Source organism: Pseudomonas sp. GW821-FHT05H12 (genome assembly GCF_059419385.1).
Genome location: NZ_JBWKRS010000002.1, coordinates 82986 through 95918, shown reverse-complemented (window position 1 = coordinate 95918; position 12933 = coordinate 82986). Strand labels below are relative to the sequence as shown.

At 61.6% G+C, this 12933-nt stretch carries 12 protein-coding genes; 4 read left to right on the top strand and 8 right to left on the bottom strand.

The window, feature by feature from the left end; all coding sequences use genetic code 11:
* The first annotated feature begins 22 nt into the window (after positions 1-22).
* On the top strand, positions 23-1027 hold the full coding sequence (locus AC07SU_RS02070; RefSeq protein ID WP_176997395.1) for an AraC family transcriptional regulator: 1005 nt from the start codon (positions 23-25) through the stop codon (positions 1025-1027).
* Between the two features lie 102 nt (positions 1028-1129).
* Here the strand turns inward: AC07SU_RS02070 and AC07SU_RS02065 are convergent, their stop codons facing one another.
* The gene (locus tag AC07SU_RS02065; RefSeq protein WP_494996064.1) at positions 1130-1816 is read right to left on the bottom strand and encodes a Crp/Fnr family transcriptional regulator; all 687 of its coding nucleotides are present in this window, start codon (positions 1814-1816) and stop codon (positions 1130-1132) included.
* 83 nt (positions 1817-1899) lie between these two features.
* Here AC07SU_RS02065 and AC07SU_RS02060 point away from each other — a divergent pair, with 83 nt between their 5' ends.
* Positions 1900-2427 (top strand): Mpo1 family 2-hydroxy fatty acid dioxygenase, encoded by a 528-nt coding sequence (locus tag AC07SU_RS02060; RefSeq protein WP_176997397.1) that lies wholly within the window; start codon positions 1900-1902, stop codon positions 2425-2427.
* A 121-nt stretch (positions 2428-2548) separates the two neighbouring features.
* Here the strand turns inward: AC07SU_RS02060 and AC07SU_RS02055 are convergent, their stop codons facing one another.
* The 6 genes from AC07SU_RS02055 to dibA form a co-directional block, all read right to left on the bottom strand.
* Positions 2549-3529: a sulfate/molybdate ABC transporter ATP-binding protein gene (locus AC07SU_RS02055; protein ID WP_178924336.1), complete on the bottom strand. Its 981-nt coding sequence runs from the start codon at positions 3527-3529 to the stop codon at positions 2549-2551.
* A gap of 3 nt (positions 3530-3532) precedes the next feature.
* Entirely contained in the window at positions 3533-4405 is an 873-nt protein-coding gene (cysW, locus tag AC07SU_RS02050; protein WP_176997399.1) for a sulfate ABC transporter permease subunit CysW, read from the bottom strand.
* A 13-nt stretch (positions 4406-4418) separates the two neighbouring features.
* Positions 4419-5237 carry a sulfate ABC transporter permease subunit CysT gene (gene cysT / locus AC07SU_RS02045; RefSeq protein WP_494996063.1) on the bottom strand — a complete coding sequence of 273 codons (819 nt, stop codon included), beginning with the start codon at positions 5235-5237 and terminating at the stop codon, positions 4419-4421.
* Positions 5238-5400: 163 nt separating this feature from the next.
* Complete coding sequence (locus tag AC07SU_RS02040; RefSeq protein WP_016975030.1) at positions 5401-6411, bottom strand: sulfate ABC transporter substrate-binding protein; 1011 nt, start codon at positions 6409-6411, stop codon at positions 5401-5403.
* 74 nt (positions 6412-6485) lie between these two features.
* On the bottom strand, positions 6486-6668 hold the full coding sequence (gene oscA / locus AC07SU_RS02035; protein ID WP_010565387.1) for a sulfur starvation response protein OscA: 183 nt from the start codon (positions 6666-6668) through the stop codon (positions 6486-6488).
* A 297-nt stretch (positions 6669-6965) separates the two neighbouring features.
* On the bottom strand, positions 6966-8882 hold the full coding sequence (dibA, locus tag AC07SU_RS02030) for a phosphodiesterase DibA (RefSeq protein ID WP_494996062.1): 1917 nt from the start codon (positions 8880-8882) through the stop codon (positions 6966-6968).
* Between the two features lie 166 nt (positions 8883-9048).
* Here dibA and desA point away from each other — a divergent pair, with 166 nt between their 5' ends.
* A complete protein-coding gene (gene desA / locus AC07SU_RS02025) occupies positions 9049-10233 on the top strand; it encodes a delta-9 fatty acid desaturase DesA (RefSeq protein ID WP_176997401.1) in 1185 nt (394 codons plus the stop codon).
* Between the two features lie 188 nt (positions 10234-10421).
* The gene (locus AC07SU_RS02020) at positions 10422-11423 is read left to right on the top strand and encodes a sensor domain-containing diguanylate cyclase (protein ID WP_494996061.1); all 1002 of its coding nucleotides are present in this window, start codon (positions 10422-10424) and stop codon (positions 11421-11423) included.
* A gap of 185 nt (positions 11424-11608) precedes the next feature.
* Here AC07SU_RS02020 and AC07SU_RS02015 read toward each other — a convergent pair whose 3' ends face one another.
* Positions 11609-12817, bottom strand: coding sequence for an HDOD domain-containing protein (locus tag AC07SU_RS02015; RefSeq protein ID WP_494996060.1), 1209 nt, complete (start codon positions 12815-12817; stop codon positions 11609-11611).
* Positions 12818-12933 lie beyond the last annotated feature (116 nt).

Sequence of the window (12933 nt, the reverse complement as noted above, 5' to 3'; positions counted from 1 at the left end):
TTGACCGCAAGCGCCAATCGCCATGACCGAACCCACCTCACTCGCCAGCTGGACCCGCGCCCTGCGCAAGCAGCTCGATGCCTTGGGCCTCGACAGTGCCGCGCTGTGCGCGCAGGCCGGGCTCGACCCGCAGCACATGGACGACCCCAATGCGCGCTACCCGCTGTCGGCCACCACACGCTTGTGGGCGCTGGCCGTGCAGGCCAGCGGGGACCCGGCAATCGGCTTGCGCGTGTCGCGGTTTGTCAGCCCCACTACCTTTCACGCGTTGGGCTATGCGCTGGTGGCCAGCGGCAGTCTGCGCGAGGTGTTCGAGCGCATCGTGCGCTATCACCAGGTGGTCAGCGATGCCCTGGCCCTGGAGCTTAGCCGAGACGGTGAGCGTTACCGTTTCCGCCTGCTGCAGCCTGAGGGCAGCCCGGCGCCGGCGTTCGAGGCCATCGATGCGTTTGCGGCGATTTACGTGCGCACGTGTCGCAACCGACTGGGCCGAGAGTACGCACCGCTGGCGGTGTACCTGCGCCGGCCTGAACCGGCCGATCCCCAGCCGTGGCACACGGTGTTTCGCGCCCCGGTGTTTTTTGCCGCCGAAGAAGACCGCCTGGAGTTCGCCGCCCACGACTTCGACAGCCACCTGGACGATGCCAACCCGGAGCTGGCCGAGCACAACGAGACCGTGCTCAAGCGCACCCTCGCCCAACTGCAACCGCTGACCTGGGAGCGCAAGGTGCGCCGGGTGATCGAAGCGCAGCTGCCCGATGGCGAGCCGAGTGCCGAACGCGTCGCCCAGGCGCTGCACCTGAGTTTGCGCAGTTTGCAGCGACACCTGGCGGATGAAGGGTGCAGGTTTGACGCACTGCTCAATGAGTGCCGGGAGAACCTCGCGCTGCTGCATTTGCGCGACCCGCAGTGCTCATTGGCAGAGATCAGTCACTTATTGGGGTTTGCCGATACCAGCAGTTTCAACCGCGCGTTCAAGCGTTGGACGGGGCTGACGCCGGGGCAGTTTCGGGATGGGTTGCGGTAGCGGGCTCTGTAGTGTTTTTGAGGGCCTCATCGCAGGCAAGCCAGCTCCCACAGGGGGACGCATTCCAATTGTGGGAGCGGGCTTGCCCGCGATGGGGCCCCCTCAGGTATGTGCAACCTCCCGCAGCCGCTGCACATCCAGCACTTCAATTTCGCCATAACCCAGGCGCACCACGCCCCGGGCCTGCAGGTCCTTGAGCAACGCATTGGTGGTCTGGCGCGACAGGCTCAACATCGCCGCCAGGTCTTCCTGGGGCAGTTGCAGCACGCGCCTGGAGTGTTCGATGTCGCCATACCCTTCAACGATCATCAACAAGCGGTGGGCCAGGCGCACCGGGGCCGGCATCAGGCTGAGCTGTTCGAGGCCGATAAAACTCAGACGCAGTTTCTGGCTCATCAACAGCGCCAGGTTGCGCCAGTAGTGCGGGGCGTCATCGAGGATATTCAACAACGCCTGCTGCGGCACCTGCAACAAGGTACACGGCCCGACAGCGCAGGCGTCGTGGGTGCGTGGCAAGCCGTCGAACAGGCAGATTTCGCCGAACCAGTAAGGCGGTTCCACCAGGCTCAATATCGCTTCCTTGCCCTGCTCGTTCACCGCGCTGATGCGCAAGGTGCCTTCGAGCACGGCATACAAACCACACGGCGGATCGCCGCGCTTGAACAGGGTTTGCCCCGCCACCAGCGAGCGCAGCCGGGCCTGGGCCAGCAGGCTATGCTGAAAAGATGACGGCAGGTGGCTGAACCAATGACCGATGGCCAGCCGCGCGTGCCATTGCTCTGCGTCCATGAGAACTCCGAAGATTGTCGCCCAGCTGACAGTCAGGCAAAGGCTGACAGGGCATGATCCAGCATCCTACAGGAGGAACAACAATGAAAAGCCTCGTCGACCACCTCAGTCAATATGCTGCCTACCACCGTGACCCACGCAATATCGCCAGCCACTTTATCGGCATTCCGCTGATCGTCGTCGCAGTGGCGGTGCTGTTATCCCGCCCCGAATGGACCGTAGGCGGGCTCTGGCTCTCACCCGCCGTTCTGCTCGCGCTGTTTTCCGCGTGGTTTTACCTGCGCCTGGAATTGGCCTTGGGCGTGCTGATGACGGTGCTGATGGGCTTGTCGGTGTGGGCCGGGCACGTGCTGGCCGCGCAGAGCACACTGGTGTGGCTGAGCAGCGGTATCGGGATGTTTGTGGTGGGCTGGGTGATCCAGTTTGTCGGGCACTACTACGAAGGGCGCAAGCCAGCGTTCGTCGACGATGTGTCGGGGCTGATCGTCGGGCCGCTGTTTGTGGTGGCGGAGCTGGCGTTTCTGGTGGGGTTGCGGGGTGACCTCAAGCAGCAGATCGAAGAGCGATCGGGGCCTGTAACCCGCCGCGATCTGGAGCCAAGAAAGGTCTGAATGTGGGAGCTGGCTTGCCTGCGATGGAATCACCTCGGTGTGTCAGTCACACCGCAGTGATGCTATCGCAGGCAAGCCAGCTCCCACATAAGCCCGGTTCCCACAGGGGGGATGGGTGGGATTAAGCTTTTTGCCAGACCTTGGGCTTGAAGAACAGGGTCTCGCCACGCGCCAAACCGGTGAGGCTGTCGTGGTCCTTCACCACTTCGGCTTCGATCAGTTCGCTCTGGCCTTCCACTTTCAAGGTCACGCGGGTGGTCGCGCCCAATGGGCGGATGTCACGCACTTCGGCCGCGTGGTGGTCTTCCAGCTCGTGACGCGACAACGACACTTCATGCGGGCGGAACAGCACGTGCTGGTCTTCACCCAAGTGCAGGCGGTTGGAGTCGCCGAGGAAGTGATAGACGAAATCGCTGGCCGGGTTTTCGTAGACTTCGCCCGGTGAGCCGATCTGTTCGATCACGCCCTTGTTCATCACCACAATGCGGTCGGCGACTTCCATGGCCTCTTCCTGGTCGTGGGTCACGAACACCGAGGTCAGGTTGATGTCTTCGTGCAGGCGCGCCAGCCAGCGGCGCAGTTCTTTACGCACCTTGGCATCCAAGGCGCCGAAGGGCTCGTCCAGCAGCAGCACTTTCGGTTCAACCGCCAGGGCGCGGGCCAGGGCGATACGCTGACGCTGGCCGCCAGAGAGTTGTTCCGGATAGCGATCCGACAGCCAGTCGAGCTGCACCATGTTCAGCAGTTCGTGCACTTTGCTGGCGATCTGGCTTTCGCTCGGACGCTGGTTCTTCGGCTTCATGCGCAGGCCGAAGGCGACGTTATCGAACACGGTCATGTGGCGGAACAACGCATAGTGCTGGAACACAAACCCGACGTTGCGATCACGCACGTCGTGCCCGGAGACGTCTTCACCGTGGAACACGATGTTGCCGTCATCTGGCGTTTCCAGGCCTGCGATGATGCGCAGCAAGGTGGTCTTGCCGCAGCCGGACGGGCCCAGCAAAGCCACCAGCTCGCCACTCTGGATGTCCAGATTGATGCTGTTCAGGGCCTTGAAGGCGTTGAAGTTCTTGCTGACATTACGGACTTCGATCGACATGACTTATTCCTCACCGGCGCTTTTGCGCAGGCGGTTGATACGGTTCTCGCTCCACTGCTTGAGCAGCAGGATGAAGAGCGCCAGGATCAGCAGCAGGCTGGCCACCGCAAACGCGGCAACGTGGTTGTATTCGTTATAGAGAATCTCGACGTGCAGCGGCAGGGTGTTGGTGACGCCACGGATATGGCCGGACACCACCGACACCGCGCCGAACTCGCCCATGGCCCGTGCGGTACACAGCACCACGCCGTAGATCAGGCCCCACTTGATGTTCGGCACGGTCACGTGCCAGAACATCTGCCAGCCGTTGGCGCCCAGCAGCCGCGCGGCTTCTTCTTCCTGGGTGCCCTGCTCTTGCATCAGCGGGATCAGTTCACGGGCCACGAACGGCACAGTGACGAAGATGGTCGCCAACACGATGCCGGGCAAGGCGAACACGATCTGGATGTCGTGGTCGGCCAGCCAAGGGCCAAAGAAGCCCTGGGCGCCGAACATCAATACGTAGACCAGGCCCGCGATTACCGGCGACACCGAGAACGGCAGGTCGATGAGCGTGACCAGGATGCTTTTGCCACGGAACGAGTACTTGCTCACGCACCAGGCGGCGCTGACGCCGAACACCACGTTGAGCGGTACCGAGATCACCACGGCGATCACCGTGAGTTTCAGTGCCGACAGCGCGTCGGGTTCCAGGATCGCAGTGAAGAACGCGCCGAGGCCATTCTTCAAGCCTTGAGTCACCACGATCAGCAGCGGCAGCAATAGGAACAGCGCAAACACCAGCCAGCCAAGGCTGATCAGGATACGTCGCGACGCAGCACTGCCACGGCGGGCAGCGTTGGCCGAGGACGCAGCGGAAATAGACGATTGGGACATGTTCCGCGCCTCCTTATGGACGTTCGATGCGCCGCTGCAACAAGTTGATCAGCAGCAGCAGGACAAAGGAAACCACCAGCATCAGCACACCGATGGAGGTGGCGCCGCGGTAGTCGTACTGGTCGAGCTTGACCATGATCAGCAACGGCAGGATCTCGGTCTTCATCGGCATGTTGCCGGCGATGAAGATCACCGAGCCGTACTCGCCAACGCCACGGGCAAACGCCAGGGCGAAGCCGGTAAGCCAGGCGGGCAGCAGCGCGGGCACGAGGATATAGCGGAACACCTGCAACGGCTTGGCGCCCAGGCAGGCGGCGGCTTCTTCGATTTCCCGGGGGATATCGGCGAGCACCGGCTGCACCGTGCGCACCACGAACGGCAGGGTGACGAAGGTCAGCGCCAGGGTGATACCCAATGGGGTGTAGGCGATCTTGAAGCCGAGGTCGGCGGCGAACTGGCCGACCAGGCCGTTAGGCGTGTACAGCGCAGTCAGCGCGATACCGGCCACGGCGGTGGGCAGGGCGAACGGCAGGTCGATCATCGCGTCGATGATCTTGCGGCCGGGAAAGGTGTAGCGCACCAGCACCCAGGCCAGCAGTGTGCCGATCACGCCGTTGATCAGCGCCGCGTACAGCGCGGTGCTGAAGCTCAGTTGCAACGCCGCCAGCACGCGCGGTGCGGAGATGATGTTCCAGAACTGATCCCAGGTGAGTTGAGCGGCGTGTACAAACATCGCCGCAAGGGGGATGAGTACGATCAGGCTGAGGTACACCACGGTGTAGCCCAGCGTCAGCCCGAAGCCGGGTATGACGGGGGAGATACGACGCGACATAAGAGTCCTTGGTTAAAGGTAGAAACCACTGTAGGAGCGCGCTTTGTGTGGGAGCTGGCTTGCCTGCGATGCAGACACCGCGGTGTAACTGATACACCGTGGTGATGCTATCGCAGGCAAGCCAGCTCCCACAGAAAAGCGGTGCTCCTACAGTTAACTTGGCTTACTGTGCGGTGTAGATCTGGTCGAACACGCCGCCGTCGTTAAAGAATTTCGGTTGGGCAGTCTTCCAGCCGCCGAAGTCTTTGTCGATAGTCACCAGGTCCAGTTTCGGGAACTGCTGGGCGTATTTGGCGGCTACTTTCGCATCGCGTGGGCGGTAGAAGTTCTTCGCCGCAATCTCCTGGCCAGCCGGGCTGTACAGGTGCTTCAGGTATTCAGTGGCGATCTCGGTGTTGCCCTTTTTCTCGGCGTTCTTGTCGACCACGGCCACCGGTGGCTCGGCCAGGATCGACAGGGAAGGCACGACGATGTCGAACTTGTCGGCGCCGCCGTCTTCTTTCAGGGCCAGGAAGGCTTCGTTTTCCCAGGCCAGCAACACGTCACCCTGACCGTTGTTGACGAAGGTGATGGTCGAACCGCGAGCACCGGTGTCCAGCACAGGCACGTGCTTGAACAGCTCTTTCACGTATTCCTGGGCCTTGGCTTCGCTGCCACCGGCTTTCAGGCCGTAGGCCCAGGCGGCGAGGAAGTTCCAGCGCGCACCGCCGGAGGTTTTCGGGTTCGGCGTGATCACCGATACGTCTTTCTTGATCAGGTCGCCCCAATCCTTGATGCCTTTAGGGTTGCCCTTGCGTACCAGGAACACGATGGTCGAGGTATACGGGGTGCTGGCGTCCGGCAGGCGGGTCTGCCAGTTCTCCGGCAGGGTCTTGCCCAGCTTGGCGATTTCGTCGATGTCGCCGGCCAGGGCCAGGGTCACGACGTCGGCGCGCAGGCCGTCGATCACGGCACGGCCTTGTTTGCCCGAGCCGCCGTGGGATTGCTGGATCTTGACGTTGTCACCGGGGTGGGACTGTTTCCAGAAGTTGGTGAACTCAGCGTTGTAGTCCTGGTACAGCTCACGGGTAGGGTCGTACGAGACGTTGAGCAACTCGTAGTCCTTGGCAACGGCGGAACCTGCAAACACGGCGCTGGCCAGGGCGGCCAAGGCGTAACGGCGAATCGACGACATAGAAGCTCCTGAAAATTCTGGGTGTTGGCTTTTTCTTATAGTTGCGGGTCTAGCATGCGAATCGCCGTGGTTGCTTACGCCGGTTTGTTGCCCGGGTTCTGCAGACGGAATTTTTCTTTGCGTTCGATCTGTACCACTTGGGCGTTGTGCACCGTGATTTCCACCGCGCCAAACCGCAGGTCGCGCAACGCGCTCTGGATCTCACGCAAAATGGCTGCTTCGTCCTGGCCGTCGACGCTACGTAGAGATGCGCTCATGGTCTCGCTCCTGAAATGAATAGTGCCTCGCAGTGGCGGCACTGCTTGTGGCGTGAGGGCGATAGTAGATAAGCGCGGATATTCTTAAAAATACTATTTAAGAATGTTTATATAACCAGAAAGAATTTTCTGGCGGGACGTGGGGTTGCGAGAGTTTTCGGCTTCGAAATACCGCTTCAAGGGCGCTACAGAACCCTGTGGGAGCCGGGCTTGCCCGCGATGACGGTGTGTCAGCCACCCACTATTTTGAATGTAAGACCGCCATCGCAGGCAAGCCCGGCTCCCACATTGACGGCGTTATGCCTGTCGGATCGAGGGAGCCCTGTCCCAATCAATTTCACCTGCCGGCACCGGCCTTCCAAACCAATACCCCTGGCCCATGTCGCAGTCATGCTCCAACAGGAACCGCGCCTGCTCCATTTGTTCGATCCCTTCGGCATGCACCTGCATGCCCATGCTTTTGGCCAGGGCGATGACCACGCGCACGATGGCGGCGTCGTCTTCGTCCCATGGCAATCCGGCGACAAAACCCTGGTCGATCTTGAGCTTCTGCACGGGCAGGCGCTTGAGGCGCAACAGCGAGGAATAGCCGGTGCCGAAGTCGTCGATGGCCAAGCGCAGACCCAGTTCACGCAAGCGGTGCAGTTGCTCCAGGGCTTCTTCGGGGTCATCCATGACGGCGCTTTCGGTGACTTCCAGTTCCAGGAAAGCCGGGTCCAGGCCGGTGTCGTGCAACACCTGGGCGACCTGCTCATACAGCTCGCGCCGGGCAAACAGTCGGCTGGAGACATTCACAGCGATGAAGCTCAACGGCACGCCGTCAGCCAGCCATTGGCACATCTGGCGGCAGGCCTGGTCCATCACCCAGGCATCGATGTCGGCAATCAACCCGGTGCGCTCGGCAATCGGGATGAAGTCGCCCGGGGGCACCAGGCCGCGCTCCGGGTGTTGCCAGCGCACCAGCGCCTCTACGCCGATCAGGCGACTGCCGTGAAGGTCGTGCACGGGCTGGTAAAACACCCGTAACTCCTGCTGGTCGAGGGCGCGGCGCAATTCGCTGGCGATCTCGACGCGGTGCTGGGCATGGGCGGTCAGTTCTTCGGTGTACAAGGCGTAGCCTTCGCGCCCTGCACTCTTGGCCTTGAACAGCGCCGAGTCGGCGTTACGCAGCAACTGTTCGGCGCTCAGGGCATCGCTGGGGAACAGGCTGATGCCAATACTCGCGCTGATAAACAGTTGGTGCCCGTCGAAGATGAACGGCTGCTTCATCGCATCCAATATGCGCTGGGCCAGTGCCGCCGCCTGCACCACCTGTGGACAACTTTCGGCGAGCACCGCGAACTCGTCACCGCCCAGGCGCGCCAGGGTCACGCCGGGGCCGAACAGCCCCTTGAGGCGCTCACCGACCACCTTGAGCAACTGGTCGCCGACATTGTGGCCAAGGCTGTCGTTGATGATCTTGAAGTGGTCCAGGTCCAGCAACAACAGGGCGCAGCCGCGTTTGTGAGCCTGGGCGGAGGCCAGCGCCTGTTCGGCGCGGTCGGTGAACAGCAGGCGGTTGGGCAGGTCGGTGAGTGGATCGTGGTGGGCCAGGTGAGCCAGTTCGTGCTCGGAGTCCTTGATGGCGCTGATGTCGGAAAACACCGCGACATAATGGCTGACCTGGCCCAGGTCATCGTGGATCACTCGGATGGTCTGCCACTGTGGATAAATCTCGCCGCTTTTGCGCCGGTTCCAGATTTCACCGCTCCATTCGCCGTTGCGCGCCAGGGTCTGGAACATCTGTTGATAAAAATTCGACGAATGGCGCCCCGACTTGAACAGGCTCGGTTGCTGGCCCATGACGTCTTCACGGCTGTAGCCGGTGATTTCCATGAACGCCCGGTTGACGTGCACGATCTGCCCCTTGGCGTCGGTGACCAGCACACCTTCACGGGTGCAGTCGAACACAGCGGCGGCCTGGCGCAAGCGCTCGCGGTTCTCTTTCAAGGGCTGCTGCAGTTGGTGGGTACGGGCAAATCGCACGCAAATCAGGTAGATAGCCAGCGCGCTGAAGGCCACCCACACATAGCCGCGCACCTGCAGCCAGCGCCCCAACTCCCCAGGCTCATCGAGAAAGTTGATCAATAGATGGTTGCTGAGCTGGAGCCACGCAATGGACACCAACAGGTATACCAGCCCCGCACGCAGGGCACCTCGGTATGAAAACAGCATATGGTCAGTAATCCTTACCAAAAAAACAGAATCGCCCTACAAAGGCTGCGGATTATAGAATAAGAAACATCCAGTCACTCCTATCTGAAAGGGCGGCTGGTTTTCTCTGTAGGCTTAGTGATAATGCGTGAGCTGTTTTTTTCTTTATCTGAGGGCCATACAGCCTATGTGGTACAACGGTTTTCTTGACCTGTCAGCCTGGCAACTGGTGGCAGTCACGCTGTTGATGACCCACGTGACCATTGTTGGGGTCACGGTCTATCTGCACCGTTATTCAGCGCACCGCTCCCTGGAGCTCAATGGTGGCCTGAAACACTTCTTCCGCTTCTGGCTGTGGCTGACCACGGCGCAGAACACCCGCGAGTGGACCGCCATCCACCGCAAGCACCACGCCAAATGCGAAACCGTCGATGACCCGCACAGCCCGGTCATCAAGGGCCTGTCCACGGTGTTGCGCAAAGGCGCCGAGCTGTACCGCGCCGAAGCCGAGAACCCCGAGACCCTGCGCATCTACGGCAAGAACTGCCCGGATGACTGGATCGAACGCAAAATCTACACGCCTTACCCGTTGCTGGGCGTGGCGATCATGGGCGTGATCGACCTGCTGCTGTTCGGCACCATCGGCATCACCATCTGGGCGATCCAGATGATGTGGATCCCGTTCTGGGCCGCCGGCGTGATCAACGGCCTGGGCCATGCCGTGGGCTACCGCAACTTCGAATGCCGTGACGCCGCCACCAACCTGGTGCCATGGGGCATCATCGTCGGCGGCGAAGAGCTGCATAACAACCACCACACTTATCCCAACTCCGCCAAGCTGTCGGTGAAGAAGTGGGAGTTCGACCTGGGTTGGGCGTGGATCAAGGTGTTCAGCTTCCTGCGTTTGGCCAAGGTGCAACGTGTTGCGCCCATTGCCCACCGCGTGGAAGGCAAGGGTCACCTGGACATGGACACTGCCATGGCGATCCTCAACAACCGCTTCCAGATCATGGCCCAGTACCGCAAGCTGGTGATCGGCCCGCTGGTCAAGCAGGAGCTGGAGAAGGTCGATCATTCGGTACGCCACCAGTTCCACCGGGCCAAGCGGTTGCTGTCGCGTGAAACCAGCTTGCTGGATGACCGCCATCACGTGCGCATCCAGAGCATGCTGGAACACAGCCAGGCCCTGAAAGTGATCTACGAGAAGCGCCTGGCGCTGCAGCAGATCTGGCTCAAGACCAGCTCCAATGGCCACGATATGCTGGCGGCGATGAAGGAATGGGTACACGAGGCCGAGGCCAGCGGTATCCAGTCGTTGCGCGATTTCGCCCACCAGTTGAAGACCTACTCCCTGCGTCCAGCAGCGGTGTAAGCGCGATGTGGGAGGGCTCGCCCTCCCACACCTCCTCTTTTTGGCGTCATTTTCCGGGCACGGGCAATCCATGCCAATCACGGAACTTCACCGCAATTCCCCTCTCTCAAAGAACACTTCGCCATCATGGTGGCCCCTTGTAGTGACCGCTGTTCAATCCTGCGGCGCGCCCAGAGAGAGTTGTGCCGATGGTCCCCGAAAAGCCCTACCTGCCCGACACCCCCACCGCCGAGCACCCGCGCCCGGCCGCGGCGGCGACCCTGCTGGCCTTGATGCATGCCCAAGGCGAGGTCGAGCGCCTGAGCGAGCGCGAGCAACTGCTCAGCTCGCTGCTGGTCAGCGTGAACGCGGTGCTGTGGGCCATCGATTGGGAGACGCGTCGCGTGCTGTATGTGAGCCCGGCCTATGAACGGGTGTTTGGCCGTTCGGCGGGTTTGCTGCTGGCCGACCATCGGGAATGGCGCAACAGCATTCACCCCGAAGACCTCGACTACGCCGAACACAGCCTGGCCCGCGTGCTCGAGCACGGCGCCGTGGAAGACCGCGAATACCGCATCATCACCGCCGACGGGCAGATCCGCTGGCTGAGTGACAAGTGCTACATCAACCAGCAAGTAGAGCCCGGCGAGGCGGTGATCGTGGTCGGGATGGCCGAAGACATCACCGAAAAGAAGCAGCTTGAGCTTGAGCTGCACCGCCTGGCCACCACCGATGTGCTGACACAGAGCAGCAACCGTCGACACTTCTTCGAATGTGCCAACCAGGCGTTCGACAGTGCCTGTGCCCAGGGCGCCCCGCTGACCTTTTTGCTGCTGGACATTGATGACTTCAAGGACGTCAACGACTCCTACGGCCATCTGGAAGGCGATCAGGTACTGCGCCGTATCGCCGAGAGCGGCCGAAGTGTGTTGCGCCGTGGTGACCTGTTCGGGCGTATTGGCGGCGAAGAATTCGCTGCGGTGCTGCCCGGTTGTGCGCCGGACATGGCATTGCAGGTGGCCGAGCGGCTGGGCAACGAGATCCAGGCGCTGAGTTTCAGCTACGAAGGCCAGGCGTTTACCGTGACCGTCAGTCAGGGCCTGGCCAGCCTCAGCGAGGAAGATTCAACCCTCGACAGCCTGTTCGCACGAGCCGATGCGGCCATGTACGAGGCCAAGCGGCAGGGCAAGAACCGCGTCATCGCTGGCTAAAGCCGAACACATTCATCGACCACACTAAAAACCGCCGCTCCCACGTTTGGATTTTGTCGTCCTCCAAGGCCCTGTATATCCGTAGGAGCCGGCTTGCCGGCGATAGCGGTGGGTCAGTGCCAAATGTTTTGTCTGATCGATTGCGATCGCTGGCAAGCCAGCTCCTACAGGGGGCTGTGTGTTTTTTAGGAATTGCGGACGCGGGTGAGTTCCGACAAGCCCACCTTGAGCAACCGTGCGGTCTTGCTCTTGGCCAGCTCTTCCAGCCCCTCATGCTCGGTCAAGCGCGCCATCTGCGCCGCCAGGTTCACTACCAGCGCATCCCGGGCGTACACGCCGCCTTCCAATGAGTAAATCGCCGCGATCAACTGACGCAGTTCCAGCGGCAGGCGCCAACGCGCGCGCAATGCCGAGCCGTAAGCCGCGCCAAAGGTGTAGAGAGATTCACCAATCATCTCGTCATCCAACGCACCGCCACCCTGGCGCCAGTCTTCCAGGCAACGCAGCAACGCCAAGTCGCCTAGCCGGTGCAGGATTCCCGCGCTGTAGCAGCGCTCGTGGTCCAGCTCCAGCATGCGCGCCAGGCGACGTGCGTAGTCGGCGGTGTCCTGGGACAATTGCCAGTGACGCTCGGCGTAGGCCACCAAAGCCGGATCGCCCAGCACCACGTTGTGCTTGAGCGCAAGGCCGAGGATCAGGTTCATGCTCTGCCCCGCCACCAGCTTGTGCAGCGCAGCAGGCAAGGTCTGCACCGGTGTGCCGTGGTGGCCGGCGCTGTTGGCCGCGGCAATCAGTACGGCGGTGATCTGCGGGTCCATGCGCACTCGGTCTTCCAGGCGCTTGAGGTCCAGGCCATCAGCGCCCAGGCTGTGCTGCACGGCGGCTTTCACATCGACCCGCAGTGGCGCGCCGTCGCAGGTTTCGCGGCGGCGCTCCAGGAACACTGGCAAGGTCATGCCCGGCGCCAGCGGGGGGATCTCGCAGTACACGCTCTCGCCTTCATTGAGCAGCAGGTCCTGCAGGCGCTGGGTCAGGCCTTCCATGTTCAGGGGTTTGGTCAGGTAGGCAGTCGGCGCCAGGGGCAGGGCTTCACGCACGCTGGCACTGTCATTGCGACTGCTCAGTAGAATGAACGGCAGCAGGGGCGAGCGGCGCTTCTGGCGCACGTTTCGCAGCAGGCTCAGGCCATCGATGCCCGGCAACTCCCAATCCGCCAGGATCAGGTCGTAGGGTTTGTCTCGCAACAACGTGGCGGCCTCGTGCCCATCGGCACACACATCCAGCCGCGCGTCACAGCGCACATTCAATAACACTTGCTTGAGCAGATCCCGCGACCAAGGGTCCGCCTCGGCAATCAACACTCGGGGTACAGCTGGCAAATCAACAGCAGTCATCCGCACGCTCCATCGGCAATGCTTGCACCTTAGACAATCAAGGCGCCTACGTACAATGAACACGGCCTGAATGTGCGGCAATGGGCATAAAAAAACCCGCCGAAGCGGGTTTTTTC

Coding starts and splice junctions, on each gene's coding strand:
- AC07SU_RS02015 (WP_494996060.1), bottom strand. CDS start 12,817: ATGACTGCTGTTGATTTGCCAGCTGTACCCCGAGTGTTGATTGCCGAG.
- desA (WP_176997401.1), top strand. CDS start 9,049: ATGTGGTACAACGGTTTTCTTGACCTGTCAGCCTGGCAACTGGTGGCA.
- AC07SU_RS02060 (WP_176997397.1), top strand. CDS start 1,900: ATGAAAAGCCTCGTCGACCACCTCAGTCAATATGCTGCCTACCACCGT.
- oscA (WP_010565387.1), bottom strand. CDS start 6,668: ATGAGCGCATCTCTACGTAGCGTCGACGGCCAGGACGAAGCAGCCATT.
- AC07SU_RS02040 (WP_016975030.1), bottom strand. CDS start 6,411: ATGTCGTCGATTCGCCGTTACGCCTTGGCCGCCCTGGCCAGCGCCGTG.
- cysW (WP_176997399.1), bottom strand. CDS start 4,405: ATGTCCCAATCGTCTATTTCCGCTGCGTCCTCGGCCAACGCTGCCCGC.
- AC07SU_RS02055 (WP_178924336.1), bottom strand. CDS start 3,529: ATGTCGATCGAAGTCCGTAATGTCAGCAAGAACTTCAACGCCTTCAAG.
- AC07SU_RS02065 (WP_494996064.1), bottom strand. CDS start 1,816: ATGGACGCAGAGCAATGGCACGCGCGGCTGGCCATCGGTCATTGGTTC.
- dibA (WP_494996062.1), bottom strand. CDS start 8,882: ATGCTGTTTTCATACCGAGGTGCCCTGCGTGCGGGGCTGGTATACCTG.
- AC07SU_RS02020 (WP_494996061.1), top strand. CDS start 10,422: ATGGTCCCCGAAAAGCCCTACCTGCCCGACACCCCCACCGCCGAGCAC.
- AC07SU_RS02070 (WP_176997395.1), top strand. CDS start 23: ATGACCGAACCCACCTCACTCGCCAGCTGGACCCGCGCCCTGCGCAAG.
- cysT (WP_494996063.1), bottom strand. CDS start 5,237: ATGTCGCGTCGTATCTCCCCCGTCATACCCGGCTTCGGGCTGACGCTG.